The organism is Streptomyces sp. NPDC059002 (genome assembly GCF_042740435.1).
Lineage (GTDB): Bacteria > Actinomycetota > Actinomycetes > Streptomycetales > Streptomycetaceae > Streptomyces.
In genome coordinates this window covers 47,252-70,957 of the sequence record NZ_JBHYJI010000008.1, presented here as the reverse complement: position 1 = coordinate 70,957, position 23,706 = coordinate 47,252, and the positions used below count along the sequence as shown (strand labels likewise).

General features: G+C 73.1%; 19 protein-coding genes. 9 read left to right on the top strand and 10 right to left on the bottom strand.

All coding sequences use genetic code 11. The features are described 5' to 3' along the window. Positions 1 to 24 precede the first annotated feature (24 nt). On the top strand, positions 25 to 1,623 hold the full coding sequence (locus tag ACFWZ2_RS10125) for an amino acid ABC transporter substrate-binding protein (protein WP_384544309.1): 1,599 nt from the start codon (positions 25 to 27) through the stop codon (positions 1,621 to 1,623). Between the two features lie 25 nt (positions 1,624 to 1,648). Here ACFWZ2_RS10125 and ACFWZ2_RS10120 read toward each other — a convergent pair whose 3' ends face one another. Continuing rightward, entirely contained in the window at positions 1,649 to 4,273 is a 2,625-nt protein-coding gene (locus ACFWZ2_RS10120) for an FG-GAP-like repeat-containing protein (RefSeq protein WP_384544307.1), read from the bottom strand. Between the two features lie 357 nt (positions 4,274 to 4,630). Between ACFWZ2_RS10120 and ACFWZ2_RS10115 the strand changes: the two genes are divergently transcribed. The 5 genes from ACFWZ2_RS10115 to ACFWZ2_RS10095 all read left to right on the top strand — a co-directional run bounded on the left by ACFWZ2_RS10115 (position 4,631) and on the right by ACFWZ2_RS10095 (position 8,571). Next, positions 4,631 to 5,491, top strand: coding sequence for a hypothetical protein (locus ACFWZ2_RS10115; RefSeq protein ID WP_384544305.1), 861 nt, complete (start codon positions 4,631 to 4,633; stop codon positions 5,489 to 5,491). A gap of 115 nt (positions 5,492 to 5,606) precedes the next feature. Continuing rightward, a complete protein-coding gene (locus ACFWZ2_RS10110) occupies positions 5,607 to 6,233 on the top strand; it encodes an RNA polymerase sigma factor (RefSeq protein ID WP_384544303.1) in 627 nt (208 codons plus the stop codon). After that, positions 6,230 to 6,490 carry a hypothetical protein gene (locus tag ACFWZ2_RS10105; RefSeq protein WP_384544301.1) on the top strand — a complete coding sequence of 87 codons (261 nt, stop codon included), beginning with the start codon at positions 6,230 to 6,232 and terminating at the stop codon, positions 6,488 to 6,490. Before ACFWZ2_RS10110 ends, ACFWZ2_RS10105 begins: the two co-directional genes overlap by 4 nt. A gap of 273 nt (positions 6,491 to 6,763) precedes the next feature. Further along, positions 6,764 to 7,429: an RNA polymerase sigma factor gene (locus ACFWZ2_RS10100; RefSeq protein WP_384544299.1), complete on the top strand. Its 666-nt coding sequence runs from the start codon at positions 6,764 to 6,766 to the stop codon at positions 7,427 to 7,429. Then, the gene (locus ACFWZ2_RS10095) at positions 7,429 to 8,571 is read left to right on the top strand and encodes a hypothetical protein (RefSeq protein ID WP_384544297.1); all 1,143 of its coding nucleotides are present in this window, start codon (positions 7,429 to 7,431) and stop codon (positions 8,569 to 8,571) included. Before ACFWZ2_RS10100 ends, ACFWZ2_RS10095 begins: the two co-directional genes overlap by 1 nt. 195 nt (positions 8,572 to 8,766) lie before the next feature. Here the strand turns inward: ACFWZ2_RS10095 and ACFWZ2_RS10090 are convergent, their stop codons facing one another. Then, the gene (locus ACFWZ2_RS10090) at positions 8,767 to 9,624 is read right to left on the bottom strand and encodes a L,D-transpeptidase family protein (RefSeq protein ID WP_384544534.1); all 858 of its coding nucleotides are present in this window, start codon (positions 9,622 to 9,624) and stop codon (positions 8,767 to 8,769) included. A gap of 91 nt (positions 9,625 to 9,715) precedes the next feature. Between ACFWZ2_RS10090 and ACFWZ2_RS10085 the strand changes: the two genes are divergently transcribed. Continuing rightward, on the top strand, positions 9,716 to 11,296 hold the full coding sequence (locus ACFWZ2_RS10085) for a methylmalonyl-CoA mutase (protein WP_384544295.1): 1,581 nt from the start codon (positions 9,716 to 9,718) through the stop codon (positions 11,294 to 11,296). Between the two features lie 13 nt (positions 11,297 to 11,309). Here the strand turns inward: ACFWZ2_RS10085 and ACFWZ2_RS10080 are convergent, their stop codons facing one another. The 3 genes from ACFWZ2_RS10080 to ACFWZ2_RS10070 are packed head-to-tail and all read right to left on the bottom strand — an operon-like array spanning position 11,310 to position 16,565. Beyond that, a complete protein-coding gene (locus ACFWZ2_RS10080) occupies positions 11,310 to 11,804 on the bottom strand; it encodes a hypothetical protein (RefSeq protein WP_384544293.1) in 495 nt (164 codons plus the stop codon). A gap of 59 nt (positions 11,805 to 11,863) precedes the next feature. Next, entirely contained in the window at positions 11,864 to 15,427 is a 3,564-nt protein-coding gene (locus ACFWZ2_RS10075; RefSeq protein WP_384544291.1) for a CHAT domain-containing protein, read from the bottom strand. Continuing rightward, on the bottom strand, positions 15,411 to 16,565 hold the full coding sequence (locus tag ACFWZ2_RS10070) for a tetratricopeptide repeat protein (RefSeq protein WP_384544289.1): 1,155 nt from the start codon (positions 16,563 to 16,565) through the stop codon (positions 15,411 to 15,413). Before ACFWZ2_RS10070 ends, ACFWZ2_RS10075 begins: the two co-directional genes overlap by 17 nt. Positions 16,566 to 16,729: 164 nt before the next feature. On the opposite strand from ACFWZ2_RS10070, the gene leuE reads away from it, so the two are divergent. Continuing rightward, on the top strand, positions 16,730 to 17,389 hold the full coding sequence (gene leuE, locus ACFWZ2_RS10065) for a leucine efflux protein LeuE (protein ID WP_384544287.1): 660 nt from the start codon (positions 16,730 to 16,732) through the stop codon (positions 17,387 to 17,389). A 90-nt stretch (positions 17,390 to 17,479) separates the two neighbouring features. Here leuE and ACFWZ2_RS10060 read toward each other — a convergent pair whose 3' ends face one another. After that, on the bottom strand, positions 17,480 to 17,950 hold the full coding sequence (locus ACFWZ2_RS10060; protein WP_384544285.1) for a MarR family winged helix-turn-helix transcriptional regulator: 471 nt from the start codon (positions 17,948 to 17,950) through the stop codon (positions 17,480 to 17,482). Between the two features lie 34 nt (positions 17,951 to 17,984). Beyond that, positions 17,985 to 19,454 (bottom strand): FAD-dependent monooxygenase, encoded by a 1,470-nt coding sequence (locus ACFWZ2_RS10055; RefSeq protein WP_384544283.1) that lies wholly within the window; start codon positions 19,452 to 19,454, stop codon positions 17,985 to 17,987. Between the two features lie 37 nt (positions 19,455 to 19,491). On the opposite strand from ACFWZ2_RS10055, the gene ACFWZ2_RS10050 reads away from it, so the two are divergent. Continuing rightward, on the top strand, positions 19,492 to 20,142 hold the full coding sequence (locus ACFWZ2_RS10050) for a TetR/AcrR family transcriptional regulator C-terminal domain-containing protein (RefSeq protein ID WP_384544281.1): 651 nt from the start codon (positions 19,492 to 19,494) through the stop codon (positions 20,140 to 20,142). Here ACFWZ2_RS10050 and ACFWZ2_RS10045 read toward each other — a convergent pair. Genes ACFWZ2_RS10045 through ACFWZ2_RS10035 form a run of 3 tightly spaced genes read right to left on the bottom strand, consistent with a single transcriptional unit; the run spans position 20,126 to position 23,633 of the window. Beyond that, positions 20,126 to 21,271, bottom strand: a complete 1,146-nt coding sequence (locus ACFWZ2_RS10045) for an acyltransferase family protein (RefSeq protein WP_384544279.1) — start codon at positions 21,269 to 21,271, stop codon at positions 20,126 to 20,128. The genes ACFWZ2_RS10050 and ACFWZ2_RS10045 overlap by 17 nt on opposite strands. Further along, positions 21,268 to 22,656: a polysialyltransferase family glycosyltransferase gene (locus ACFWZ2_RS10040; RefSeq protein WP_384544277.1), complete on the bottom strand. Its 1,389-nt coding sequence runs from the start codon at positions 22,654 to 22,656 to the stop codon at positions 21,268 to 21,270. Before ACFWZ2_RS10040 ends, ACFWZ2_RS10045 begins: the two co-directional genes overlap by 4 nt. Further along, positions 22,656 to 23,633, bottom strand: coding sequence for a glycosyltransferase family 2 protein (locus ACFWZ2_RS10035; protein ID WP_384544275.1), 978 nt, complete (start codon positions 23,631 to 23,633; stop codon positions 22,656 to 22,658). The genes ACFWZ2_RS10040 and ACFWZ2_RS10035 overlap by 1 nt, the downstream gene beginning before the upstream one ends. Positions 23,634 to 23,706 lie beyond the last annotated feature (73 nt).

Genomic DNA, 23,706 nt, shown 5'->3' with positions numbered 1-23,706 from the left:
AAGCACGGAGAGGGAGGGGCAGCGTTGAGGCAGTTCGGGAACTGGCTGTACAACACGTTCTGGGCCAACTGGATGCGCAGGATCCTCACGCTGCTCGGCCTCGCGGCCGTGGGCGTGCTCCTGGCCATGACTCTGCCGTCCTTCGGCGAACCGGACAGCTGTGCCACCGGCGTCGAGAAGCACGACGGCGAGTGCATCGGCGTCAACGGCACCGGCTACGCCTTCGGTACGCCGGAGATAGCCGAGGTCGCCCGCGCGATCGCCAAGGAGAACGAGCGGTTCGTCGGCGACAAACCGCACGTCACCGTCGCCCTGATGCTGCCCCTGCAGCCCGGACTCGCCGCCGAGCGCAAGCAGTTGCGCAGCGAGATCCAGGGCGCCTACCTCGCCCAGTACCGGGCCAACCGCAACGAGAGCACCCCGCTGATGCGCCTCGTCCTCGCCAACCCCGGTGACGCGTACGCCCAACAGTCAAGGGTCGTCGACCAGTTGGCGGACATGGCGGCCGACAAGCGTGACAACCTGCGCGCCGTCACGGGCTTCAACCTCAGCCTGGACGCCACGAAGAAGGCCATCTCCCGCCTCACCAACGAACTGCACATCCCGGTGCTCGCCAGCCGCGTCAGCGCGGACGAGCTCGCCAACCCCGAGAAGAGCGGCGGCAAGGACCCCTATCCCGGCCTCGCCCGCATCATCCCGACCAACCGCCAGCAGGCGGACGCGCTCGCCAGCTTCCACGGCAGGCTCAAGGACGAGGAGACCGTCCTGGTCAAGGACGAGCGGCCGCACGACATCTACAACGACTCGCTCGCCAAGGCGTTCAGCCGCAAGGAGCCGGGCCCGCCGGGACCCAAGGACCAGACGTTCGACTCCCCCTCGATCAGCGACCCCGGGGACACCGGCAACGACTTCTCGCTCATCGCGCAGAACATCTGCCAGTCCTCCGCGCGCTACGTCTACTTCGCGGGCCGCCCCGTCCATCTGCGGCTCTTCGCCCTGAAGCTGGCCGAGGTGCCGTGCCGCGGCAAGAAGTACACCATCGTCAGCGGCTCCGGATCGGCCACGCTCAACCGCTATATGAAGGACGACGACTGGGCGAAGCTGCGCGGCGGCGACGGCAAGGAGCCCGCCATCACGGTGCAGTACGCGGCGCCGGGACACCCCGAGGCGTGGGACAGGGAACTGAGCGGCAGGGGCAGCACGAAGAAGCGGCCCGCCTACTTCACCGAGCCCCAGCAGGAGCTGCGCGAACTGCGGCTCCTGATCGGCAGGGGGAGCGCGGGCGACATCGGGCCCGTCCGCCTGGAGGACTCCCGCACCATGCTGGTGCACGACGGCGTACGCACCATCGCCAAGGCCGTGCTGCTCGCCAACGCCCAGACCGAGGGCACGGTGCCGCCCCTGAAGCGGGTCTCCGACATGTGGCAGCGCCTGGAGGCGGCCAACCGGGTCGCGGGGACCAGCGGCTGGATCTGTCTGACCAACGCGGGCAACGCCTACGACAAGCCGGTGGCCGTCGTCGAACTGAACCCGTCGACACGGAAGCTGGAGTTCGTCGGCATCGGCTGGCCCAAGGGCAGGCCGCAGCCGGAGGACTGCCGGGTGCCCAGCGGAACGGGATGATCCGCCGGGCACCCTGCCGTGCGCGTTACGGCGTCAGCGCCTGGCCCAGGTGTGCGGCGGCCGGGGTCCCCAGCGCCGTACGCCCGTAGTAGACGCCGCTCGACCCGGGGACGCCCGAACTGCCGCTGTCCAGCTGGAGGATCGTGCCGTCGCCCGAGTCCTCGCCGTCGACGCCGATGGCGAGGTCCGCGCGGCCGAAGCCGGACAGGTCCGCGAGGGTCGCGGAGGAGCCGAGCCGGTCGCCGGACTCGGTGGCGCCGGGGACGCCGGGCTCGTCCTGCGAGAAGGCCTTCGCGCCCGACCCGGTGAGGCCGGACGAGGAGCCCTTCAGGAGCAGCGAGGTGCCCGCATCCTTGCGGTTGCCGCCGGAGCGGGTGATGTCCTCGCCGGGGGCGCCGGTGAGGACGTCCGCGTAGCCGTCGGCGTTGTAGTCGCCGGCCGCGACGGACCAGCCCATCGCGTCGCCCGCCTCCGCGGCGCCCGGGACGCCGGTCGTGGCCTGGTGCACCGTCTTCATGCCGGTCGTGGTGAAGCCCGTCGACGTGCCGGGGACCACCGTCACCTGACCGCCCGCGTGCGCACCGGACTCGGCGGTGTACGGCTGGCCGATGACCAGGTCGTCGTAGCCGTTGCCGTTGACGTCGCCCACGGCGACCGAACGGCCGCCGGGCACGGAGAGGTTGCCGACCCGGGACAGGCCCGAGCGGCCGCCCTTGAACCAGCTGACCTTGCCCTTGCCCGCCTGGTCGCGGAAGGTGAGGGCCACATCCGCGTAACCGTCGCGGTTGAAGTCGCCGGACGCCGCGTCGGCGTACGAGATCGCGGTGTCGCCCGAGGTGAGGCTGCCGCCCGACTCGCGGTCCTGGTCGAGGCGCGCGGCCCATGAGCCGCCGGTGCCCGTGGCCGCCGCGAAGACGTCCGCCTTGCCGTCGGCGTTGAAGTCGCCGGACGCGACCGCGGAGCCGAACCGGGCGCCGGGGTAGTGGAAGTCGTCCGAGAGCTGCATGTCCGTGCCGGAGGTGAACTTCGGTCCGTACAGCATGGTGACCGCGCCGCGGTCCTTGTGGCCCGACGCGTCGTCCTCGCCGGGGGCGCCGATGACGAGGTCGGCGTACCCGTCCGCGTTCAGGTCGCCCCACGCGGTCGCCGCGCCCCAGTCGTCGCCGGTCTCGGAGGCGCCGGGGACGCCCTCACTGGCCTGGGTGAGGGAGATTCGGGACGAGCCCACGGGCCCTTCGAGGCCGCCGGGTACCACCGTCACGCGGCCGCGGTTCGACGACGCCTTCGGGGTGCCCGCGACGAGGTCCGTGATGCCGTCGCGGTTGAAGTCCCCGGTCGGGATCGCGGAGTTCTTGCCCGCGCTGCTCGCGTAGCGGCGGATCTCGCCGAGCTTGGCGTACAGATTCTTGCCGGGGCAGTCGGTCGCGAAGCCGTCGCGGTGACCGGAGACCGTGTTCAGCGAGGCCTGCTCGCCCTTCTTCCACACGCCGGTGTCGTCGGCCGCGGTCAGCGTGGCCTTGCCGGTCGGGTCGCCGCCGTACTGGCCGAGCTTCCAGGCCGCGACGCGCGCCACCGACTCCAGGGCGGCGCGGGACGGCCTGCCCGCGGGCTTGTCCGTCGCGGGGTCGCCCTCGAAGTCGCCGAGGACGGCGATGCCCGTGGACTCGCCGTTGAAGCCGTAGGTGTGCGCACCGCGCACGGGTACGTCGATGCCGCCCGCGCGGCCCTCGAATATCTGCCCGCACTTGTCGACGAGGAAGTTGTAGCCGAGGTCGTTCCAGCCCTCGGTCTTCACGTGGTACGTCATGATGCCGCGGACCAGCGCCGGGGACTGCGCGCAGCTGTAGTCGTTCGTGCCGACCGTGTGGTGGACGAAGACCGCCTTGACCTTGTCGATGTACTCCGGCGGGTCCTTCACCAGCGACTCGTCGGCGCCCCAGGCGGCGCGGCCGATCACGGGCGGCTGGGTGACCGTGGACGGCGGGGGCGTGGGCTTCGTGGGGGTGGGGTCGGGGGTCGGGGACGGGGACGGGGGCGGGGTCGGGGAACCGGTCGGATCCGCGGGCTCCGTCGGTCCTTCGGTGGCCGGTGCCGACGCGTCCGGGGTCGGAGCCGAGGTCGGGGCCGGCGTCGGGGTCGCGTCCTCGGCCGCGAAGGCCGCGGGGGACAGTGCCGTGCCGCCGCCGGTCGCGTCGGTGCCGCCGTCGAGCGCCGGGTTCGCCGCCTCCTTGGACGTCACGCCCGGGTCGACGAGATTGACCTCAAGTCCCTTGGGCAGTACGGCATGTGACGTGCCGTCGGCCGCCACGACCCGCACCTCGACGCCGTCCGAAGGCCCGACCCAGAGCGGCTCGGACGCGGCGCGCATGCCCGCCTCCGCCTGCTCCGGCGGATGCGTCTCCAGGTCCAGGCGCCGCCAGCCGCTCCACGCGGTGGAACCGACGGCGCGCGTGCGGACCTCCGCCGTGCCCTCCAGCTCCTCGGTGACGCCGCTCCACGAGACACCGAGCAGCGAGAACTGCCCGGTCGTGGTGCGCGGCAGCTCCCGCTTGCCCGCACCGTCGGACCGCAGGGCGACGTCGTGCACACTGACCGGCCGCTTCGCCCGCGGGTCGACGTCGGGCCTGTCCCCGGAATCGGGTGACGCCATCGCGTACGTCACCGCCCCCGCGCCCCCCAGCACGACGGCTCCGATCGTCAGCCACGCCCTGCGCCGGAGACTCAGCGGCCTGTACGCATGCGTGGTACGCGCTCTTTCACGTGGTTTGCGCGGGCTCATGTGCCCCACCCCTCAGCGAATTCCAGATGAACCAAGCGAGTCCGTACGACTGACCGAAGGGGGAAAGGGTTGTAGCCGCGGGGGCGATTTGTCGCGTGATGTATCCCGCACGCCACAGGTGTGACAACGGGCCGGGCCGGTGCGCTGGGTCATGTGACAGTTGTGATGCTGTGAGGTGTCCATGAGGCGCCTGTGCGGCGGGGAATCGGGTAACGGGCGGGGAGACGCGTGAACGGTCGTACGGCGACGGACAGACGATGGGTGCGGGCGGCCGCGCTCACGCTCGCGGTGGGCGCGATCGCGGGCGCGCTCACGTCCTGCGGCACCAAGGGCGGCACGGTGACGTACTCCGGAGGCACCCTCGAAGAGGTCACGCCCGAGGACGAGCGGCGCGGCAGGGACCTCTCCGTCGAGGCCATGGGGCTCGTCCAGGACGCGGAATCGCTGCGCCTCGGCGTCGACATGGCCACCCCGCAGGGCCACCAGAAGGTCTCCCTGCACATGGACCGCGACAGCAACTGCACGGGAACCTTCGACGCGGGCCCCGCGCAGCGCGGCGACCTCATCATGGTCGCGGGCGACGCGACCTATGTGCGGTTCAACGACAAGTCCCTCGACGAGATCCGCGATCTTGCGGCGCGGCAGGGCCCGCAGGTCGCGGCGCGGGCCAGGGAACGCACGGCGCTCGCGCGCGGCAAGTACCTGAAGATCCCGACGGGCAAGAGCGTCGGCGGCTCCTCGATGCCGGTGGACAGCTGCGACCTCGACAAGATGCTCCGCCAGATGCCCGGCAGCCCCGGCCCGGACGACGTCATCAAGGCCCTTCCCCAGACCCGGCGTTACGGCATGGACGTCATCCCGCTGGTCGAGAACGAGGACGGGAAGGGCGAGGCGACGTCCGTGTACGTGGCCGCGCGCGGCAAGCCGTACCTCATCGGCCTGGAGGCGGAGGAGAACGGCCGCGCCATGAAGATGCGGTTCTCCCGGTACGACGAGCCGGTCGACGCGGTGGCCCCGGCGGCGGCGCAGACGATCGACATCTCGGAGATGGGCGGCGGCACAGGACCGGACTCGCTCTTCGAGGTGTGAGACCCACGCGTGCCGCGTGCGCTCGCGCCGTGTGACATTTCCGTGCCCGGGGACGCTGGTGACCGTGGGGGCACGGGCACGGTGAACTGTGCCGCGTCGGCCGGATGGGAAAGCGTTGGGCCAGGGTGGGGAACCCCGTCGCGCGCAGGCGCACGACGAGGAGCTGGGCAGGGCCGTCGCGGCGGCGCAGCGGGGCGACGAGGCCGCCTTCGCGATCGCGTACCGCATCGTCCAGCCCGGACTCGTCGGCTATCTGCGCGGACTCGTCGGCACCGACGGCGAGACCGCCGAGGACGTCGCCGCCGAGGCCTGGCTGGAGATAGCCAGGGACCTGGGGCGGTTCCGCGGGGACGGGGCGGGCTTTCGCGGCTGGACCGCGACGATCGCCCGGCACCGCGCCTTCGACCATCTGCGCCGCCAGAAGAGCAGGCCCCGCCCCGCCGTCCTGGAACAGGACATGCTCGAACTGCCGGCACCGCACAGCACCTCCGCGCAGGCCCTTGAGGCGATCTCGACCCGGCACGTGCTCGCCCTGATCGCCCGGCTGCCCCCCGACCAGGCCGAGGCCGTACTGCTCCGGGTGGTCGTCGGCCTCGACGGCCCCGCGGCGGCCCGGGTGCTCGGCAAGCGCCCCGGCGCGGTGCGGACGGCCGCGTACCGCGGACTGCGCACGCTCGGTGAATGGCTGGGGCTCGACGGTGTGACGGATGAAGGGCCCGGCACGCTGGGGGAATCGAGATGAACGCAGACGAACCCTTGGGCCCTGGGGGTACGCAGGGCAGGCCTCCCCTCGACGCACTGCTCGCCTCGGCGGTGCGGGCCGGCGCGGACACCGGGGTGGACGCGGAAGCGCAGCGGCGGGCGGTCGCGGCGTTCCGCGCGGCCCGCGACGAAGGCGCGCACCGGGCGCGGACCCGCCGCCGCGACGACTGGCGCCCGGCCCGGTCGACCACGTCTTGGTCTCCCGCTCCACCGGAGGCACAGGAGAGCGCCCCGTAAGGGGCGCGGGGCTGTGACATGTACCGCGTCCCGCGAGACAACGTGCGCGGCCGGGGCCGCCACCCCCCACAGGAGAGGCCCCGGCCGGCACACGGCACGAACCGCGTGCGGTCCGTACTCCCTTCAGCGCCGCGGGTGCGTTTTCTGTCACACCCCGCTCTGTCACGCGTTAGTTGCACGTTGTACAAACATGGACGTAGGCCCTGACGAGGCCGTAGCGTGCTGCTTCGCGCCGGGGCCGGGCGCAGATCTCCGAGTGGCAGGATTGAGAGAGTGCTGGGGGACGACGCGGAGCTGACCGCCGCGGTGCTTGCGGCGCAGGACGGGGACGAGACCGCGTTCCGGACTGTGTACCGCGCTGTGCACCCGCGGCTGTTGGGATACGTACGCACGCTGGTCGCCGAGCCGGACGCCGAGGACGTCGCGTCCGAGGCCTGGCTGCAGATAGCGCGCGATCTCGACCGGTTCAGCGGTGACGCGGACCGGTTCAGGGGCTGGGCGGCGCGCATCGCGCGCAATCGCGCCCTCGACCACATACGCATGCGGGGCCGCCGCCCCGCGATAGGCGGCGACGAGTCGGAGCTGACCGGCAAGCCGGGCGAGGCGGACACCGCGGGCGAGGCGATGGAGTCCCTCGCCACCGGCCGGGCCCTCGCGCTGATAGCCCAGCTCCCGCAGGACCAGGCCGAGGCCGTCGTGCTCCGCGTCGTCGTCGGCCTCGACGCGAAGAGCGCCGCCCAGACCCTCGGCAAGCGCCCCGGAGCGGTCCGCACGGCGGCGCACCGCGGCCTGAAGCGACTCGCGGAACTGCTCGGCGCGGACGGCGCCGACCCGGCGGGCGCGCTGAGCACCGTACCCCCGCAGCGGGAGCCGCGCGGGCACGCGGTGACGTCCGCCGGTGTGACGCAATCGCGTACGCGGACGCAGAAGGACATGTGATGGCCGACGAGCAGTACCAGTGGCTGGACCGTGACGCGGCGGAGCGTCTGCTGCGCGGTGAGCCCGTCGAAGGCCTCGACCCCCAGGTGCGCGCACAGGCCGACCGGCTCGCCCAGGCGCTCGGCGCGCTGGCCGCCGACGACCGCGGGGCGGCGCGGGACGTGGCCGGATCCACCACGGAACTCCCCGCCGACACCGCGGAACTCCCGGCCGGCGCCGCGGCACTGCGGAGCGAGGCGCAGGGCGAACTCCCCGGCGAGGCGGCCGCGTTGGCGGCCTTCCGCGCGGCCCGCGCGGATTCCGCGCGGACCGGCAGCCGGTCCGCGCCGTATGCGACGCCCGCCCATGAGACGGCCGCGGGCGAGAGCGTGCGCCTCGGCCGGGCGGGCGAGCGGCCGCGACCCTCGCGCTGGGGCAGACCCGTGCGGTTCGGGCTCGCCGCCGCGCTCTCGGCCTGCATGGTCGGCGGGGTCGCCGTGGCGGCGGGCACGGGCGTGCTGCCCTCGCCGTTCAGCAGGCACGACGACCCGGGCCCGGCCGCTTCCGCATCGCCCGCCGCCACTCCCGAGGAGCCGCTGACCTCGCCGTCGGACGACGCGGGCGAGCCCTCCGAGGACCTGGTCCCCGACGACAGGACCGCGCCGGACGAGGAGCACACGCGGGCCCCGGCGACCTCGTCGCCCCCCGAGGCCGAGGCCGACGGCGACAACAGCGGCGTCACCCAGCGGCCCGGCGGCGACGAGACGCCGCGGGGCGAGAAGACCAAGGACTGGTACCGCAAGGTCGTCGTCGCCTGCCGCGACTACCGCAGCGGTGAACTCCAGGGCGAGAAGCGGCGCCGCCTTGAGACAGCCGCCAAGGGCGCCGCCCGTGTGGAGGAGTTCTGCGGCCGGGTGCTCGGCACGGGCGGCGGTCAGGGCGGTGGCCAAGGTGGCGGCCAGGGCGGTGGCCAAGGCGGCGGTCAGGGCGGCCACGGCGGCAACGAAGGCGGCAACGGCGGCGGCAACGGGTCGAGCGGCGGTGGTGAGGACGGCAGCGCCGGCGGCGACTCGGGCGGCGACCCAGGCCCGCCGCAGGCGTCCCCGAGCATGCCGGGATCGGTGCCCGCCCCTACGTACAGCGCCCTGCCGCACCTGCCGTAGGGCCGACCCGGCGGATCATGGCGCGAGGTGTGACGTTTTTCGGCCCTCTGACGCAGTAAGAAGTGAGCCGACTGGTCATCGGCCCGCGCACGAGCCGGGGGTTCCCCCCGTACCTTCGGCTCCGTGCCACCAGCGTGGGCGGGATACGTTCCCCCGATCCCGCCCACGCTGCCTTTCTGCTTCCGGGCGACCTCTCTACTTGTAGACGACGACCTTGTCGCCCTTGCGCACCTCGGCGAAGAGCCGCGCGATCTTCTTCTGGTCCCGGACGTTCACGCAGCCGTGCGACGCGCCGTTGTAGCCGGTCGCCGCGAAGTCCGACGAGTAGTGCACGGCCTGGCCGCCGCTGAAGAACATCGCGTACGGCATGGCGGTGTGGTAGAGCGTCGAGACGTGGTGCCGCGACTTCCAGTAGACGCTGAAGGTGCCCTCGCGGGTCGGCGTGTACTGCGCGCCGAAGCGCACGTCCATCGTCGACACGGCCTTGCCGTCGACCATCCAGGTCAGCGTGCGGGTGCTCTTGGCGATGCACAGGACGCGGCCCGTCAGACAGCGCGGATCCGGCTTCGCGGGCGGGATGCCGCCGCCCGAGTACAGCTCGAACCGCGTCGGCTCGCGCGTCATGGCGAGCAGCCGCTGCCAGGTGACCGTGTCGACCGCGCCGGTGCGGGGCAGGCCGCGCTTGCCCTGGAAGCCCTTGACCGCGGCGGTCGTGGCCGAGCCGTACGTCCCCGTGGGGTTCTCGAAGAGCCAGGCGACCTGCCGCAGCCTGGCCTGCAGCTCCCGCACCTGGCCGCCGCGCGCGCCCGTCGCCATGAGGATCTTCGGCGCCGGACGCTCCGTGCGGGTGGGTGTGGGAGTGGGATCGGGGGTGCGGCTGGGCGTGGGTGTCGGTGTCGGTGTCCGAGGGGCCGACGCCCCCGGTCTGGCGTCACCGCCGCCCGTGCCTCCCGCACTCGGCCGCCCGCCGTCCGTGTCGACCGCCGCCGCCTTGCACCCCGCGGCCAGCATCAGCACCGCCACGGCTCCCACCGATATCGCGCCCTTGCCCATCACGCCCCCCGTGCTCCTGGACACCACTCCTGGAAGTGTTTCCCCGTTTGCCGCGAGTGACGCGTGCCGGGCGCGGGCGCAAGCTGGAGACATGACACACGAGTCGGAGTCAGGACTGCCCATCGAGCCCGTGTACGGCCCCGAGGTGCTGGCGGGCTGGGACCCCGCGGAGCGGCTCGGCGCCCCCGGCGCGTACCCCTTCACGCGCGGCGTCTACCCCTCCATGTACACGGGCCGCCCCTGGACGATGCGTCAGTACGCGGGCTTCGGCACGGCGACGGAGTCCAACGCCCGCTACCGGCAGCTCATCGAGCACGGCACGACGGGCCTCTCCGTCGCCTTCGACCTGCCGACCCAGATGGGCCACGACTCCGACGCCCCGATCGCGCACGGCGAGGTCGGCAAGGTGGGGGTCGCCATCGACTCGGTCGAGGACATGCGGGTGCTCTTCGACGGCATCCCGCTGGACCAGGTCTCCACCTCGATGACGATCAACGCGCCCGCCGCGCTCCTGCTCCTCATGTACCAACTGGTCGCCGAGGAACAGGGGGTCGACGCCGCGCGCCTCACCGGCACGATCCAGAACGACGTGCTCAAGGAGTACATCGCGCGCGGCACGTACATCTTCCCGCCGCAGCCGTCGCTGCGCCTGATCGCGGACATCTTCCGGTACTGCGGGGCCGAGATCCCGAAGTGGAACACCATCTCGATCTCCGGCTACCACATGGCGGAGGCCGGGGCGTCGCCCGCGCAGGAGATCGCCTTCACCCTCGCCGACGGCATCGAGTACGTCCGCACGGCGGTCGCGGCGGGCATGGACGTGGACGACTTCGCCCCGCGCCTCTCCTTCTTCTTCGTCGCCCGTACGACGATCCTGGAGGAGGTCGCCAAATTCCGTGCGGCCAGGCGCATTTGGGCTCGCGTCATGCGCGAGGAGTTCGGCGCCGAGAACCCCAAGTCGCTGATGCTCCGCTTCCACACGCAGACCGCGGGCGTTCAGCTCACCGCGCAGCAGCCCGAGGTGAACCTGGTCAGGGTCGCCGTCCAGGGCCTCGGCGCGGTGCTCGGCGGCACCCAGTCGCTGCACACCAACTCCTTCGACGAGGCCATCGCGCTGCCCACCGACAAGTCCGCGCGCCTCGCGCTGCGCACCCAGCAGGTCCTCGCGTACGAGACGGACGTGACGGCCACGGTGGACCCGTTCGCCGGGTCGTACGTGATGGAGAGCATGACGGACGACGTGGAGCGGGCCGCGCTCGAACTCATGCGGCGCGTCGACGACTTGGGCGGCGCCGTGCATGCCATCGAGCAGGGCTTCCAGAAGAACGAGATCGAGCGCAACGCCTACCGCATCGCCCAGGAGACCGAATCGGGCGAACGCGTCGTGGTCGGCGTCAACCGCTTCCGTGCCGACGAGGAGGAGCCGTACGAGCCGCTGCGCGTCGACCCGGCCATCGAGGAGCGGCAGACCGCCCGCCTCGCCGCGCTCCGGGCCGACCGCGACCAGGGCGCGGTGGACGCCGCCGTCGCCGCGCTCAAGGAGGCGGCGAAGGGCGACGCGAACGTCCTCTACCCGATGAAGGAAGCCCTGCGGGCGCGGGCGACGGTGGGCGAGGTGTGCGGGGCGCTGCGGGAGGTGTGGGGGTCCTACGTGCCCACGGACGCGTTCTGACGGGCCGCGGCGCCTACGGCTGCGGCTGGAAGAAGTCCCTGACGATCTGGGCGAGTTCCTGGAGATAACCGGCCGTCGGCGGCTTCTGGGAGAGCTCGAACTCGACCTCGTTCACGCCGTCCTTGCGGTGGAACCGGAAGTCGACCTTGAGCCGCAGCCAGGCGATGACGGCGCCGATCACCACGATGTGGTCCGCCGACTCCGCGAGCCCCATCTGGTCGTCGGCCGGGGGATCGGCGAGCACGGGCGCGCTCACCGCGGCGCTGTCCTCGTCCGCGGCGAGCCTGGCAAGGACGGCGCGGGCGGCACCGGGAGCCGCCGGGCCCCCCGCGGGCGGCGCCACCCCCGCGGCCGCGAACAGCGCGTCGACCACCTCGGCGGCCTCCCCGGCACTGGACACGGGCAGCGGCGTCGGCGCGGCGCCGGTCAGGGTGTGGGTGATCTCCTCCAGGGCGAGGACGACGGTGCGGTCCGACAGGTGGGCGAAGTCGAGGTCGACGCTGCTCATGGTCCGGTGTCTCCCGTGCTCGTGGGGTCGCGGTGGCCCGGCCGCCGTGGCCGGGGCGTTCACCGCCAGTCGCCGAGCGGGATGAAGCCCGCCCAGTGGTAGGGGTGCGCCAGCCAGGGGCGCTCGCCGTCGGTCATCAGCCGCCGCTGGGCCCGCCACAGCGAACGCCACAGCGGCTCACCGGCCAGGCGCTCGCGCGCGATGCCGTCGAGCAGCTCGGCCGAACTGTGCTGGTTCACCCGCCAGATGGGCGCCACCACGGTCCGCGTGCCCTCGCGGAACAGCGCCTGCGTCAGGCCCGTGAAGTCCTCGCCGAGGTGCGCGGGATCGTGCCAGCCCGCCGAACAGGCGCGCAGCACGACGGTGTCCGGCGTGGCCGACGTGGTGGTGATGTCCCGGGCGCGCAGCAGGAACGGCAGCGCGTCGGGCAGCGCGGCGCTCGCGTGCATGCTGGCGTGCGCGCGGCCGTCGGTCAGGATCAGCGCGGCGTCGCCGGGCTCGCCGTCGCCGGAGTGGCCGTGGCAGGCGATGTACGCCAGGTCGTGCTCGCCGAGCGCCGTCAGCACGCTCCGCGGGGTCGCCGCGGTGCCCGTCAGGGCGGTCCGCCCGGGGCCTTCGAGCCCCGCGGGCACGGAGTCGTCGAAGCCCTGGACGGTGTCCGTGGCCGCCAGATCCTCCAGCGAGGCGACGTCGACGCGCAGCACGCGCTCGGGCCGTGCGGGCCGGTCGAGCAGCAGATACTCCAGGGTGGACACGCTCGGCGCATAGACGAGGGCGGCCCGCTCGGCGACGTACCGGCCGTCGGCGAGGCGCAGCGCGTGCAGCGGAAGGACGGACAGCGGGCCGTGCGGGGCGACGCACAGCAGCGCGCGTCCCTCCAGCGCGTCCTGGAACGGCAGGAGCGGGCCCGCGAGTTCGTCGAGCGGGAGCGGCACCGGGCGGCGCGGATGGATCTTCGGCCGCGGCGGGAAGGTCTCCGGGTCGCCGTCCACGGTGCGCCGGATCGTGTCGGCCGCGGTGTGCAGGGCGGCCCGGGTGATGGGCACGCGGTAGGTGCGCAGACGCCGCTCGCCCGAGGCGATCACGAAGCAGAAGCTGTGCCGCTCCCCGATGAAGTACGAGGCGAGGACGAGCCCTTCGGCGGGCGCGTGCGCGTCGACGAGGCGCAGCGCCCCCGCCAGGTCGATGCCACGGGCCAGGCGCATGCGCTCGTGTCCCGGCGCGGTGCGGCCGATCTCGGCGGCCTTCTCGGCCACCCTCTCCCTGACGCGTTCGAGGAGCGCGGCGGCCCCCGGCTGCCCCCGGCCCGGCTCGGCCCGGTCGGCCTCGCGCAGGAGCCTGCGCAGACCGGGCAGCAACCCGGCCTCGGCCGCCAGGAGTTCGGGATCGACGTACGAGGCGGCGGGCGGCGGGAACGGCAGCCGTGACCTGTCCTCCACGATGCCCCGCGACTTCACCTCCTCGTGCAGTTCGAAGGCGAGCCACGGGGCGGAGCGGTGGTCCGGCAGCCGCAGCAGGTCCGCGCCGTCGCCGAGCAGCAGGGCGAGCAGCTCCTCGTGCACGGGCAGGGTCTGGCCCGCCCACTCCTGCGAGGAGTGCGCGCCGTGGTCGTTCGCCTGCTGCCGCAGCAACAGCCCGCGGCACTCCCAGAGCAGGTCGAAGGCCTCCTGCCGCCGGTCCGGGTCCTCGGCGACGACCCGGGCGAGGGCGAGGCGCATGCCGACGGTGTCGCCGGTCCTTTCGTGGCGTTCGGCGGCGGCGAGGGTGGCGCGCAGGTGGGCCTCGGCGGCCGCGGGGCCGTGCGCGGCGGCCAGCAGGTCGGCGAGGGGCAGGCAGAGGTCGCGTACGACGTACCAGGTGTCGTCGGCGAGACAGGCCGCGTAGAGATCCGTCAACTCGGCCTCGTGGGCGGCGCGTTGCTCCGGCGTGGCCGCGACGCGGGACAGGCGCTCCAGGGCCAGCATGCGGATGCGGGTCAGCGCGATCCCGATCTGCGGGTTGCCCTCGATGGCGGCTCGCGCCTGATGACAGGCGTAGGACAGGAGCTCCCCCATGTCGGCCCGCTGTTCCCCGAGGGCCCGCAGGAAGGGGGCGATCAGGCGGGTCGTCACGCGGATCGCGTGCGGCTCGTCGTCCCGTGCGGCGGGGGTCGTCATGACCAGCGCGTCCCGCAAGTGGTCGGCGGCCGCGTCGGGTTCGCCGTCGAGCACGGCCAGGTCCGCGAGGCCCAGGAACAGTTCGCCAAGACCCGCCCACCGGATCAGGCCCGCCGCGTCGAACAGACACAGGACGAGGCAGTGCGCCGCCTGCCGGAGCAGTTCCTCGCGGTTCCCGCGGCCCTCGCGCGCCTCGCGCAGGAAGGAGAGCGCCACCTGGAGGCGCATCTGGGGGTGCTGCTGCGTCGCCTCGGCCTCGTTCCGCGCGATCTCGGCCAGGAGGAGCTGCAGGGACTCGCGGTGGCGGCCGCGCGCCGCCGTGCACCGGGCGAGCCACAGCGTCGTCTGGCGGCGCCGCTCCCCGGTGCCGTCGTCGCCCGCGTCGGCGAGCAGGCCCCGGAAGGCGCGCACGGCCGCCCCGTACGCGCCGACGCCCTCCCACGCGCGTGCCTGCAGCTCCCGCAGGGTCGGCTCGGGGAGCGGCGACCTCGCCCCCGCCTCCCGCAGGGCCTGGATCGCCGCCAGGTGCTCCAGCGCCTCCTGGTGGCGGACGTCCTGGAAGACGCAGAGCGCCGCGAGCTGGGCGTGGGCGTTGGCCGCGTCGTGCGGGGACGCGTCGGGGCGGCCGCGGGCCCGGTCCAGCGCGTGGTTGAGCGCGCGGCGCACCTGCGCGCGGTCGTTGAGGTCGGCCAGGGCGGCGGTCAGCGCGAGATACGCGGGCAGCAGGGACCGGTCGTCGCCCGCCGCCTCCTGCAGCGCGACGGCGCGCGACGCGTGGAACAGGGCGCGGCGCGTCCGCTTCTGCCTGGCCAGCGCGAGCGCCCAGTTGCACAGGCCCGTGACCCGGTCGGGCGGACTCCCGCTCAACGGAGTGAGCGCCGCGAGCAGCCCCGCCTGCACCGCGTCGTCCTCCTCCGCGAGCGGCCCGCCGGACTCCATGAGCCGCAGGGCCGCCCGCACGGGCTCGTCCGGGAGCAGGGCGCGATGCCTGCGCAGGCTCCGGTGGGCGGCGAGCAGGCCGGGGGCGCGCGCGGCGAGGCCGAGCAGGGCGGGGAAGTCGGCGGGCTGGGTGTGAGCGTCGGGGGAGGGGGCTTCGGCGGGGGCGGCATCGGCTGCGGTGCCGGTGGTGCCGGTCGCGGTAGCCGGACCAGCTGTAGCTGTAGCCGTAGCCGTAGCCGCAGTCGCCGCCGCCGCGTCGGCCCCCGCGCCGCCCGGTGCGGCGAACCCGGACACGCACAACTCCGCCAGAAACGTGTGCAGTTCCGCCGTACGGGGCCGACGGTCGCCGCCCCCGTCCTCGTCCCCGCCCTCATCCCCGTCCAGGCCGTCCATCCACCTCAAGAGATGCGCCGCCGACTCCCGTTGGGACAGGGGGATCTGCTCCAGGAGCGTCGTCACCTCGTCGAAGGTGGCGGCGACCATCATGCGTACGACGGCCGACATGGCCTCCTCACCGAGCTGCGCCATCGAGACCCTCCAAGAACGCCTCGGCGAGGGCCGCTTCCTCCGGGGCGTCGGTGTGCCGGGCGCAGCGGCGCGCGTGGTCCAGGGCCTCGTCCCGCAGTCCGCACGACGCGAGGGACTCGGCGATCCACAGCAGGTCGCCGGGTTCCATGTCGGGTTCCTCCGCGACCTCCGCGCTCATCGCGCGCGCCATCTCCGTCCGGCCGGACCGCGCGTTGACGGAGACCCAGACGGCCAGGAAGGGCGAACGGTGGTCCCCGCACATGGCCCGCTGCTGGACGCGTTGCAGGGCGCGGGCGCGGGTCTCGTCGTCGCCGTACTCGAAGTCCTCCCGGATGACGTGCCATTCGGAGCGGGCCTCGCGGCGGCGCAGCGTGCGTTCTTCCAGGGTGAGGGCCCGCGCGGCCCGGAGCACGGGTGAGCCGGGGGCCTGCCGCCGCAGGGCGTCCAGCGCGATCCGCTGGAGCGAGACAGGGAGGCCCGAGCGGGTGATGCGGACGAGCATCTCCAGGATGGCGACGCGGACCGGACCCGCTTTCATCGCCCGGGTCACGACCCGCGCGGCGTCCCAGAACGGCTCGGCGGCGTCGTCCAGTTCACCGAGAGCGCACAGGGTCTGCGCGTACCGGAGCATGGTCTCCACGGGCATGGTGTCGTGCGGGACCTCGTCCCAGGCGGCGGCCCGCAGCACCAGGAACTTCCGTTCCAGGTCCCGCAGTTCCGCGGACCGGTCCAGCCACGCGAGGCGCTCCCCGATCCGTGCGAGCCAGCGCGTGCTCAGCCCGCCGCCGCGCTGCCGCAGCGTCTCGCGGGCCTGTTCGAGGAGCGCCCGCGCGGCCTCGGCCCGGCCCGCGTGGACGAGCGCCGTGGCGACGTCGACCCGCAGCGGGATGTGCTCGGGCCGTTCCTCGGCCAGGTCCGACAGGATGAGCAGCGCCCCGAACGGCATGCCGCACCGCAGGTGGGCGAGGCCGAGGAGGTAGGTGCCCTCGCGCTGCTCGGCGGCGTGTTCCTCGAAGTGCTCCAGGAAGCGGATCCGGTCCGTCATGCCGGTGCCGACGGCCGTGAGGAGGGACAGATGCTCCTTGGGGAGCGACTCCGTGGCGAACGGCACCTCCCAAGAAGGCAGTACTCGCGCCATCGCGCCCCCGTGTGCGTCGCCCGATGCTCCGTGCACGTCCCGTAGAGCGCATGGTCCGCACTCCGCGTACCGGGCGCAAGAGGGTGACGGGGCGGCGTCGCCCGCAGGTGTCCGTTCTTCGGACGCATGTTCCCGATGTCGTATGCACATGCGACACTCCGGCCATGCTGGGTGTCACAGACCTTCCTACGTATCTCGCGGGCCTCGTCCTCATCGTGCTGCTGCCGGGGCCGAACTCGCTGTACGTGCTCTCCGTCGCCGCGCGCCGGGGCATACGCACCGGGTACACCGCCGCCGCGGGCGTCTGGTGCGGCGACACCGTGCTGATGACGCTGTCGGCGGCCGGTGTGGCCTCGCTGCTGCAGGCCAACGCGGTGCTCTTCGGCATCGTCAAGTACGCGGGCGCCGGGTATCTGACCTGGCTCGCGTTCGGGATGCTGCGGGCCGCCCTCGGGATGTGGCGGGCGCGGCGCGAGCGGATCGCCGACGCGGATCCGGCGGACGGCGGGGCCGAGGGCGCGGGCGAGCGGCCGTTCCGCAGGGCGCTGGTGATCAGCCTGCTCAACCCCAAGGCGATCCTGTTCTTCATCGCCTTCTTCGTGCAGTTCGTCGATCCCGGGTACGCCTACCCGGCGCTCTCCTTCGTGGTGCTCGGGGTCCTCGCGCAGATCGCGAGCTTCCTCTACCTCACGGCGCTGATCTTCAGCGGCACCAAGCTCGCGGCCGCGTTCCGCCGCCGCAAGCGGCTCTCCGCGGGTGCCACGTCGGCGGCGGGCGCGCTGTTCCTCGGGTTCGCGGTGAAGCTGTCGCTCAGCAGCGTCTGAGCGTGCGCCCGTCGCCCGGCGGTGTCTGAGCGTGCGCCTGCGGCCGGGCGCGTCTGAGCGTGCGCCCGCGGCCGGGCGCCCGCCCGTCGCTCAGTGGTGCCAGGCCGTGCCGCCCACGTTGTGGATCATGCGCTGCAGGACCTTGAGCGTCAGGATGTACTCCTCGTCCGTGATGCCCTCGTGGATCTCCGCGCGGATCCGCTTCTGGCGCTCGGCCGCGCGGGCCTGCAGCGCCCGGCCCTCGTCGGTGAGGGCGATGCGGCCCGCGGTGTCCTCGGTGATCAGGCCGCGGTCGTGCAGGGCGCTGATGTCGTGCATCAGGGCGCCGTCGCCGAGGTCGAGGTAGCCCCGCAGGGTGGTCACGACCTCGTTGCGGTCGCGGCCGTTCTCCGGCGCGTTCATGAGCTGCCCGATCACCCACCACTGGGGCTGCGTGATGCCGAGCTCGGCGAGGTTGGTGCGGATGTGGTGGACCACGGCGGAACCGGCGGCCGAACTCCAGTAGCCGATGGGCTGGTTGATGAGGCCGGCGTCGTCGTGCGAGTACGTGAAGGTCGTCATGACCGCGAACGTATGACCTCAAGTCGACTTGAGGTCAACCGGTCGGCCGGGCCGCCGTTCGCGGCCGGGTGAGCTGCCGGGCCGCCGCGTACTCCCGCAGGCCCGTCGCGTCGTCGCCCGCCCAGCCCACGTATCCGTCGGGCCGGACCAGGAAGAGGCCCTTGCCGTAGGGCTGGCATGCGGGGACGCGGTGCGGGTGGACCAGTGTGCCGTCCAGTGGCGGGAGTTCGGCGTCCGTGCCCACCGCAAGGAGCGTCCAGTGCGGGCCCCGGAACGCGTCGAAGAGCCGCCCGCCCGCGCCGCCGCACGGCCCGTCCGGCGCACGGTCGCCCGCCCGCAGTGCCTCGTCGGGCAGGCCCGTGCGGGTCTCCGCCGTGAGGGACGCGTCGCGGTAGCCGATGTCGAGCTGCCGGGTCGCCGCCCCGCGCCGTGCCTCGCCGCGGTGGATGCGGGTCGAAAGGCCCAGCATCCGCGCGGCGTTGGGCAGCCGCTCCTCCTCGTAGGTGTCGAGCAGGGTGTCCGGAGCTCCGTGGCGCAGCACCGCGCCCAGCTTCCAGCCGAGGTTGTACGCGTCCTGGACGCTGGTGTTCAGGCCCTGCCCGCCCGCGGGGGAGTGGACGTGCGCCGCGTCGCCCGCGAGGAGGACGCGGCCCGCGCGGAAGCGGTCGGCCAGTGCCGCGCGCGGCCGGAAGTCCGAGGCCCAGCGGACCTCGGTGACGTCCTCGGCGGACAGGTGCGTGCGGGCGGCGACCAGGTCGCGCACGCCCTGGAGGGAGAGGTCGGGGGTGGCCCCCGCGGGGAACTGGGCGGTCAGCTGGAAGTCCGGGGTCCCGGCCAGCGGGCAGAGCGCCGCGGGCAGGCCGTCGTCGTCGGCGGGCGGGAACATGTGCCAGTGGTCGCGGTCGAGCGCGGGGATGCGGACGTCCGCGACGAGCACCGGATGGGGGTCGACCGTTTCGCCCGTCATGGCGATGCCGAGGGCCCGGCGCACGGTGGAGCGGCCGCCGTCCGCCGCCACCGCGTACGCCGCGCGCACCGTCGCGCCCGTGGCGAGCCGTGCGGTGACCCCGGCCGCGTCCTGCGCGAGACCGGACACCGCCGCGCCGAACGTGACGTCGCCGCCGAGTTCCCGCAGGCGGGCGAGGAGGATCTCCTGGGTGCGCCACTGGGGGAGCATGAGCGGTGCGGTGTACGGCGCGGACGCGGTCGGCTCCGGCGCGTCGAACATGCGGTGCTCGCCCTGCCGTGCACCGTCCCGCCACACCATGCCGACCGGGTAGGGCCCGCCCGCGGCGAGGGCCGCTTCGGCCACCCCGAGGTCGTCGAGGACCTCCAGGGTGCGGGGCTGGATGCCCTTGCCGCGCGAGCCGGGGAAGAGGGCGGGCGCCTGCTCGGCGACGAGGGCGGGCACGCCGCGCCTGGCCAGGTCGCAGGCGAGGGCGAGGCCGGTGGGGCCCGCGCCCACGATGAGGACACCGGTTTCCTTAACGTTGTTAAGTTCCATGGCGAGAGGGTGCGCTTAACGGTGTTAAGTTGTCAAGGTGGCCACGACGAAGCTGGACCGCGCCCTGGTGGCGCGCACCGCCCTCGACCTGCTGAACGAGACCGGACTCGAAGGGCTGACCCTGCGCGCCATCGCGCAGCGCCTGGACGTGAAGGCGCCCGCCCTGTACTGGCACTTCAAGGACAAGCAGGCGCTGCTCGACGAGATGGCGACCGAGATGCAGCGGCGCATGGGCGAGGAGTTCCTCGCCGCGCCGCACACGGACTGGCGGACGGCGCTCACCACCTCGATGCGGCTGCTTCGCGCCCATCTGCTGCGCTACCGCGACGGCGCCAAGGTCTTCAGCGGCACGCACTTCACGGACCTGTCCTACGCGGACCCCATGGAGGCCCATCTGCGGGTGCTCACCGAGGCGGGATTCACGCCGGGCGCGGCCGCGCGGGCCTGGTTCACGGCGTACAGCTACACCATCGGGCACGTCATCGAGGAACAAGCGATGGGCCCCGACCCCGCGCAGGGCGACGGCGGCTACGACCTGGTGGCGCGCGCCGAGCGCCTGGCCGCGTACCCGCTCGCCGCGGCCGCGGGCGCGGAGATGTTCCGCGACTACGACCGCGGCTTCGACACGGGACTCGCCGCGGTCGTCGCGGGGATCGGGGCGACGCTCGGAGCTACCGGCTCCGGGTGAGCGCCCCGCGGATCAAGGGGGTGAGCCGCTTCTCCACGAACCGGTGGAGGAGCCACGCGAGGAGCAGCATCGCGGTGATCGTCAGCGCGAACGTCGCGTACGAGGGCAGGCCCAGCTTCCGGTGCAGCGCCGCCACCGTCACCCAGCCCAGATGCTCGTGGACCAGATAGAAGGGGTACGTCAGCGCCCCCGCCACCGTCAGCCAGCGCCAGTCGGCCCGGTGCAGGAAGCCGAGGGCGATCAGGAGCACCGCGGCGAAGCCCGCGGTGACCACCGCGATGATCCCGAGCGAGGAGCGGTAGGAGAAGAAGTCCGGGTCCGGCGCGTGCCACAGCCCCGCGACCGCGTAGTGCTGGCCGATCAGCCAGCTCACCCCGACGATGCCCCAGGCCGTGACGTCGCGGCGGTCGCGGTGCAGCAGATAGATGCCGATGCCGCCGATGAAGAACGGCGCGTACTCCGGCATCAGGACCACGTCGAGGAGCGGTTCGTCCGCGGCGTCGGCGATCGCCGCGGCAAGGGTCCACACCGCGCAGAACAGCACCACGCGGGCGCGCGTCGCGCCCGGCAGGACGACGCACAGCGCGAACAGGGCGTAGAAGCGCAGCTCGGCCCAGAGCGTCCAGCAGACGCCCAGCACCCGGTCCGCGCCGAGCGGTTGCTGGAGCATGGTGAGGTTCACCAGCGCGTCGCTGGGCGAGACCGCGGCGTAACTGACCACGGGGAGCGCGAAGACCGCCGTCACCAGGACGATCGCCGCCCAGTAGGCGGGCAGCAGACGTGAGGCACGGGAGGCGAAGAAGGACCGCAGGGGGCGGCCCCAGCCGCTCATGCAGATGACGAAGCCACTGATCACGAAGAAGATCTGGACGCCGAGACAGCCGTAGGCGAACCAGCTGCTCGCGGTGGGGAACTGGTCCCTGGGGGAGCTGCCCCAGGCCTGCGCGATCTCGCCGTCCCTGCCGCCGTAGTGGTAGGCCGCGACCATCAGCGCCGCGACCAGACGGAGCCCGTCGAGGGCGCGCAGGCGCGGTCTCGCGCGGGCGTGCACGGTGCCGTTCGGGGGTGTGCGGGACGTGGTGTCCGCTCCCGGGGATGTCTTCGGGAGCGTGGCTGCCGGAGCGGTCATCCGAGCGCGGTCCGCTTGATGGTGCGCTGCACGGAACGGGCGCGGCGGGCGACCCTGCGTACCGCCGCGTTGCGCGGGATGAAGGCGAGCTGCGAGGGCAGCGCGCCGGGCAGGGCGAGCGCGGTGAGCCGGCGCCGCTTGAAGTACCGCCAGGTGCGGGCGCCGAGGTTCCGCGTGAGATAGCGCTCGGCGTCGGCGCGCAGGCCGGGGTAGATCTGCGGCTGCATCGCGAAGCCGACGGCCTTGAGGAGCCCGGTCAGATCGCCGACCCCCATGCCCGCCCTGCGTTCGGTGACCGCGGCGCGGTCGGTGAGTTCGGGAAGGAGCGCGTCGACGATGGTGACGGGGACGCGGTTGCTGTTCTGGTAGGGCGCGAGGCGTTCGAGGAGCAGGTCGGTGCCGGTGCGGGCGGCGGGCAGGCCGTACAGCGCGGACGCGGTGAGCAGCGCGGTCGAGAAGCAGCCGACGACGAGCGCGGGCCGCATCCGCTGGTAGAGCACCTCGGCGAGCACCGGCGTGTCCAGGACGGTCAGTTCGACGCCCATCGTCTGCGCGGCCTTCTCCAGCGAGCGCGACCAGCGGGCCGGGGCCGTGGGGTGCGGCTTGAACACGACGCGGGTGTGGCCGAGTTCGGCGGCGCCGCGCACCATGCGGATGTGCAGCTCCTCCTCTTCCTCGGCGGTGAGGATGGAGAGCGCGGAGAGGTACTGGCCGAGGACGAGCGCGGGCGCCTCCAGCTCGGGCAGCGCCAACTCCCGGTCGTCCTCGGCGAGTTCGCCGAGCACCTTCAGGAACGTTTCCGTCGGTACGACCTCGGGGGCGACCCCGAACTCGGTGAGCAGGAGCGGGGTGAGCCCCGGCACCAGGTCGAGGTGGAGCAGGCGGCGCACGCGCGTGCCGACCAGCGGGTCGATCTTGTTGCGGGTCGGGCCGTAGCTCATCAGGCCGTCGGCGTACACGTCCACGGGGGCGCCGGTGAAGATCTGCGCGAGGGCGAGCGCCGGGTTGACCTGGATCGACTCGACGGCCAGCTCGACGGCGTCGTCACCGAGGTCCCAGAGCAGCCGGACGTAGCGCTCCCACAGCACGACGTCGTCGCCGCGCGGGGCCCAGCCACCCGGATGAAAAGGGGAGATGGCCTCGTTCCAGGACCGCACCTCGTCGAATCTGCCGCGCAGCCGCTCGAAGCCCGGCATCTCGTCCAGGGGCGTCGTCGTCTCGGGCGTCGCCGCGTTGTTGCTGACGAGGAGGATGCGCCGGTCGGCGGGGCCGAAGCGGTCGGCGTCCAGGGCGGCGGCGAGCGTCGCGGCGCCGTACAGCGTGGACGCCAGGAAGATCTGCGTCGTACGGGGCCTGCTGCGGGGCGCCGTCTCGGGCTTCGCCATTACGCGGCCACCTCCGCCGACACCGGGCGCCTGCGCAGCCTGCGCAGTCGCGTCGCCCGCTGTATGTCCATGGAGTCGAGCGCGTCGTCGAGCACGCCCTGCGGCATCCGCTTCAGCGCGGCCGCACTCATTGACTTCAATTTGCGCGCCACGGATGGCTCGAACCTTTCGATGGATCCCAAATGGTGGGAGATGATCGCGCAATAGGTGCGCACGGCCTTCGGGAGGAGTTCGTCCGCGTCCCGGTCGGCGGCCGTTTCCCGTACCACCTGGTCGAATGCCTTGATGAAATCGAGCTGTCGTACGTCACCGATCTGCGTCAACGACGAGGCGACGCCGCGCCGGTAGAACACGCCGAGCAGCCCCACCGCGGCGAAGGATTCGGCCTCGCGGTGCAGCCGCCAGATCCAGGGCCGGTCCTCCGCGGTGCGCAGCCCGTCGGTGAAGTGGAGCAGCCCCGCGTCCGCGAGGCGGCGGTGGTAGATGCCGGCCCAGGCGTAGGCGTAGTCGACGGACGTCGAGCGGTCGGCGGGCAGGATGACGTCGCGCGGATTGAGCACCACGCCGCGCCTGCCGTGCGGGACGCGGTGCACGCTGCGGGCCCGCGCGGTGCACTGCACATGGTCGGTGCGGACGAAGTCGCAGCCCAACTCCTCGATGGCGGCGACCAGTTGGGCGAAATAGCCGGGGGCGAGCCAGTCGTCACCGTCCAGGAAGGTGAGGTACTCGCCGCGCGCCGCGTCAAGGCCCGTGTTGCGGGCGGTCGCCAGGCCGCCGTTCGTCTCATGTCTGAGATGGACGGCACCGGGGAGTTCGCGCGCCGCTCGCTCCAGGATGTCCGGAGTCTCGTCGCGCGAACAGTCGTCGACGAGAATGAATTCGAAGTCGTCACGCGCGTTCGCACGCAGACTCTTCAAGGTGTCGGGCGCGTATTGCTGCACGTTGTAGAACGGCACGATGACGGAGAGCTTAACCACGTGGGTGACGTTAGGTGTCGGCCCGTGATTCGGGTCGACCCGCAGTGGGATGTCAGGTGAACGACGCGTGGCG

Coding starts and splice junctions, on each gene's coding strand:
- ACFWZ2_RS10120 (WP_384544307.1), bottom strand. CDS start 4,273: ATGGCGTCACCCGATTCCGGGGACAGGCCCGACGTCGACCCGCGGGCG.
- ACFWZ2_RS10105 (WP_384544301.1), top strand. CDS start 6,230: ATGAACGCAGACGAACCCTTGGGCCCTGGGGGTACGCAGGGCAGGCCT.
- ACFWZ2_RS10095 (WP_384544297.1), top strand. CDS start 7,429: ATGGCCGACGAGCAGTACCAGTGGCTGGACCGTGACGCGGCGGAGCGT.
- ACFWZ2_RS10090 (WP_384544534.1), bottom strand. CDS start 9,624: ATGGGCAAGGGCGCGATATCGGTGGGAGCCGTGGCGGTGCTGATGCTG.
- ACFWZ2_RS10085 (WP_384544295.1), top strand. CDS start 9,716: ATGACACACGAGTCGGAGTCAGGACTGCCCATCGAGCCCGTGTACGGC.
- ACFWZ2_RS10080 (WP_384544293.1), bottom strand. CDS start 11,804: ATGAGCAGCGTCGACCTCGACTTCGCCCACCTGTCGGACCGCACCGTC.
- ACFWZ2_RS10075 (WP_384544291.1), bottom strand. CDS start 15,427: ATGGCGCAGCTCGGTGAGGAGGCCATGTCGGCCGTCGTACGCATGATG.
- ACFWZ2_RS10070 (WP_384544289.1), bottom strand. CDS start 16,565: ATGGCGCGAGTACTGCCTTCTTGGGAGGTGCCGTTCGCCACGGAGTCG.
- leuE (WP_384544287.1), top strand. CDS start 16,730: ATGCTGGGTGTCACAGACCTTCCTACGTATCTCGCGGGCCTCGTCCTC.
- ACFWZ2_RS10060 (WP_384544285.1), bottom strand. CDS start 17,950: ATGACGACCTTCACGTACTCGCACGACGACGCCGGCCTCATCAACCAG.
- ACFWZ2_RS10055 (WP_384544283.1), bottom strand. CDS start 19,454: ATGGAACTTAACAACGTTAAGGAAACCGGTGTCCTCATCGTGGGCGCG.
- ACFWZ2_RS10045 (WP_384544279.1), bottom strand. CDS start 21,271: ATGACCGCTCCGGCAGCCACGCTCCCGAAGACATCCCCGGGAGCGGAC.
- ACFWZ2_RS10040 (WP_384544277.1), bottom strand. CDS start 22,656: ATGGCGAAGCCCGAGACGGCGCCCCGCAGCAGGCCCCGTACGACGCAG.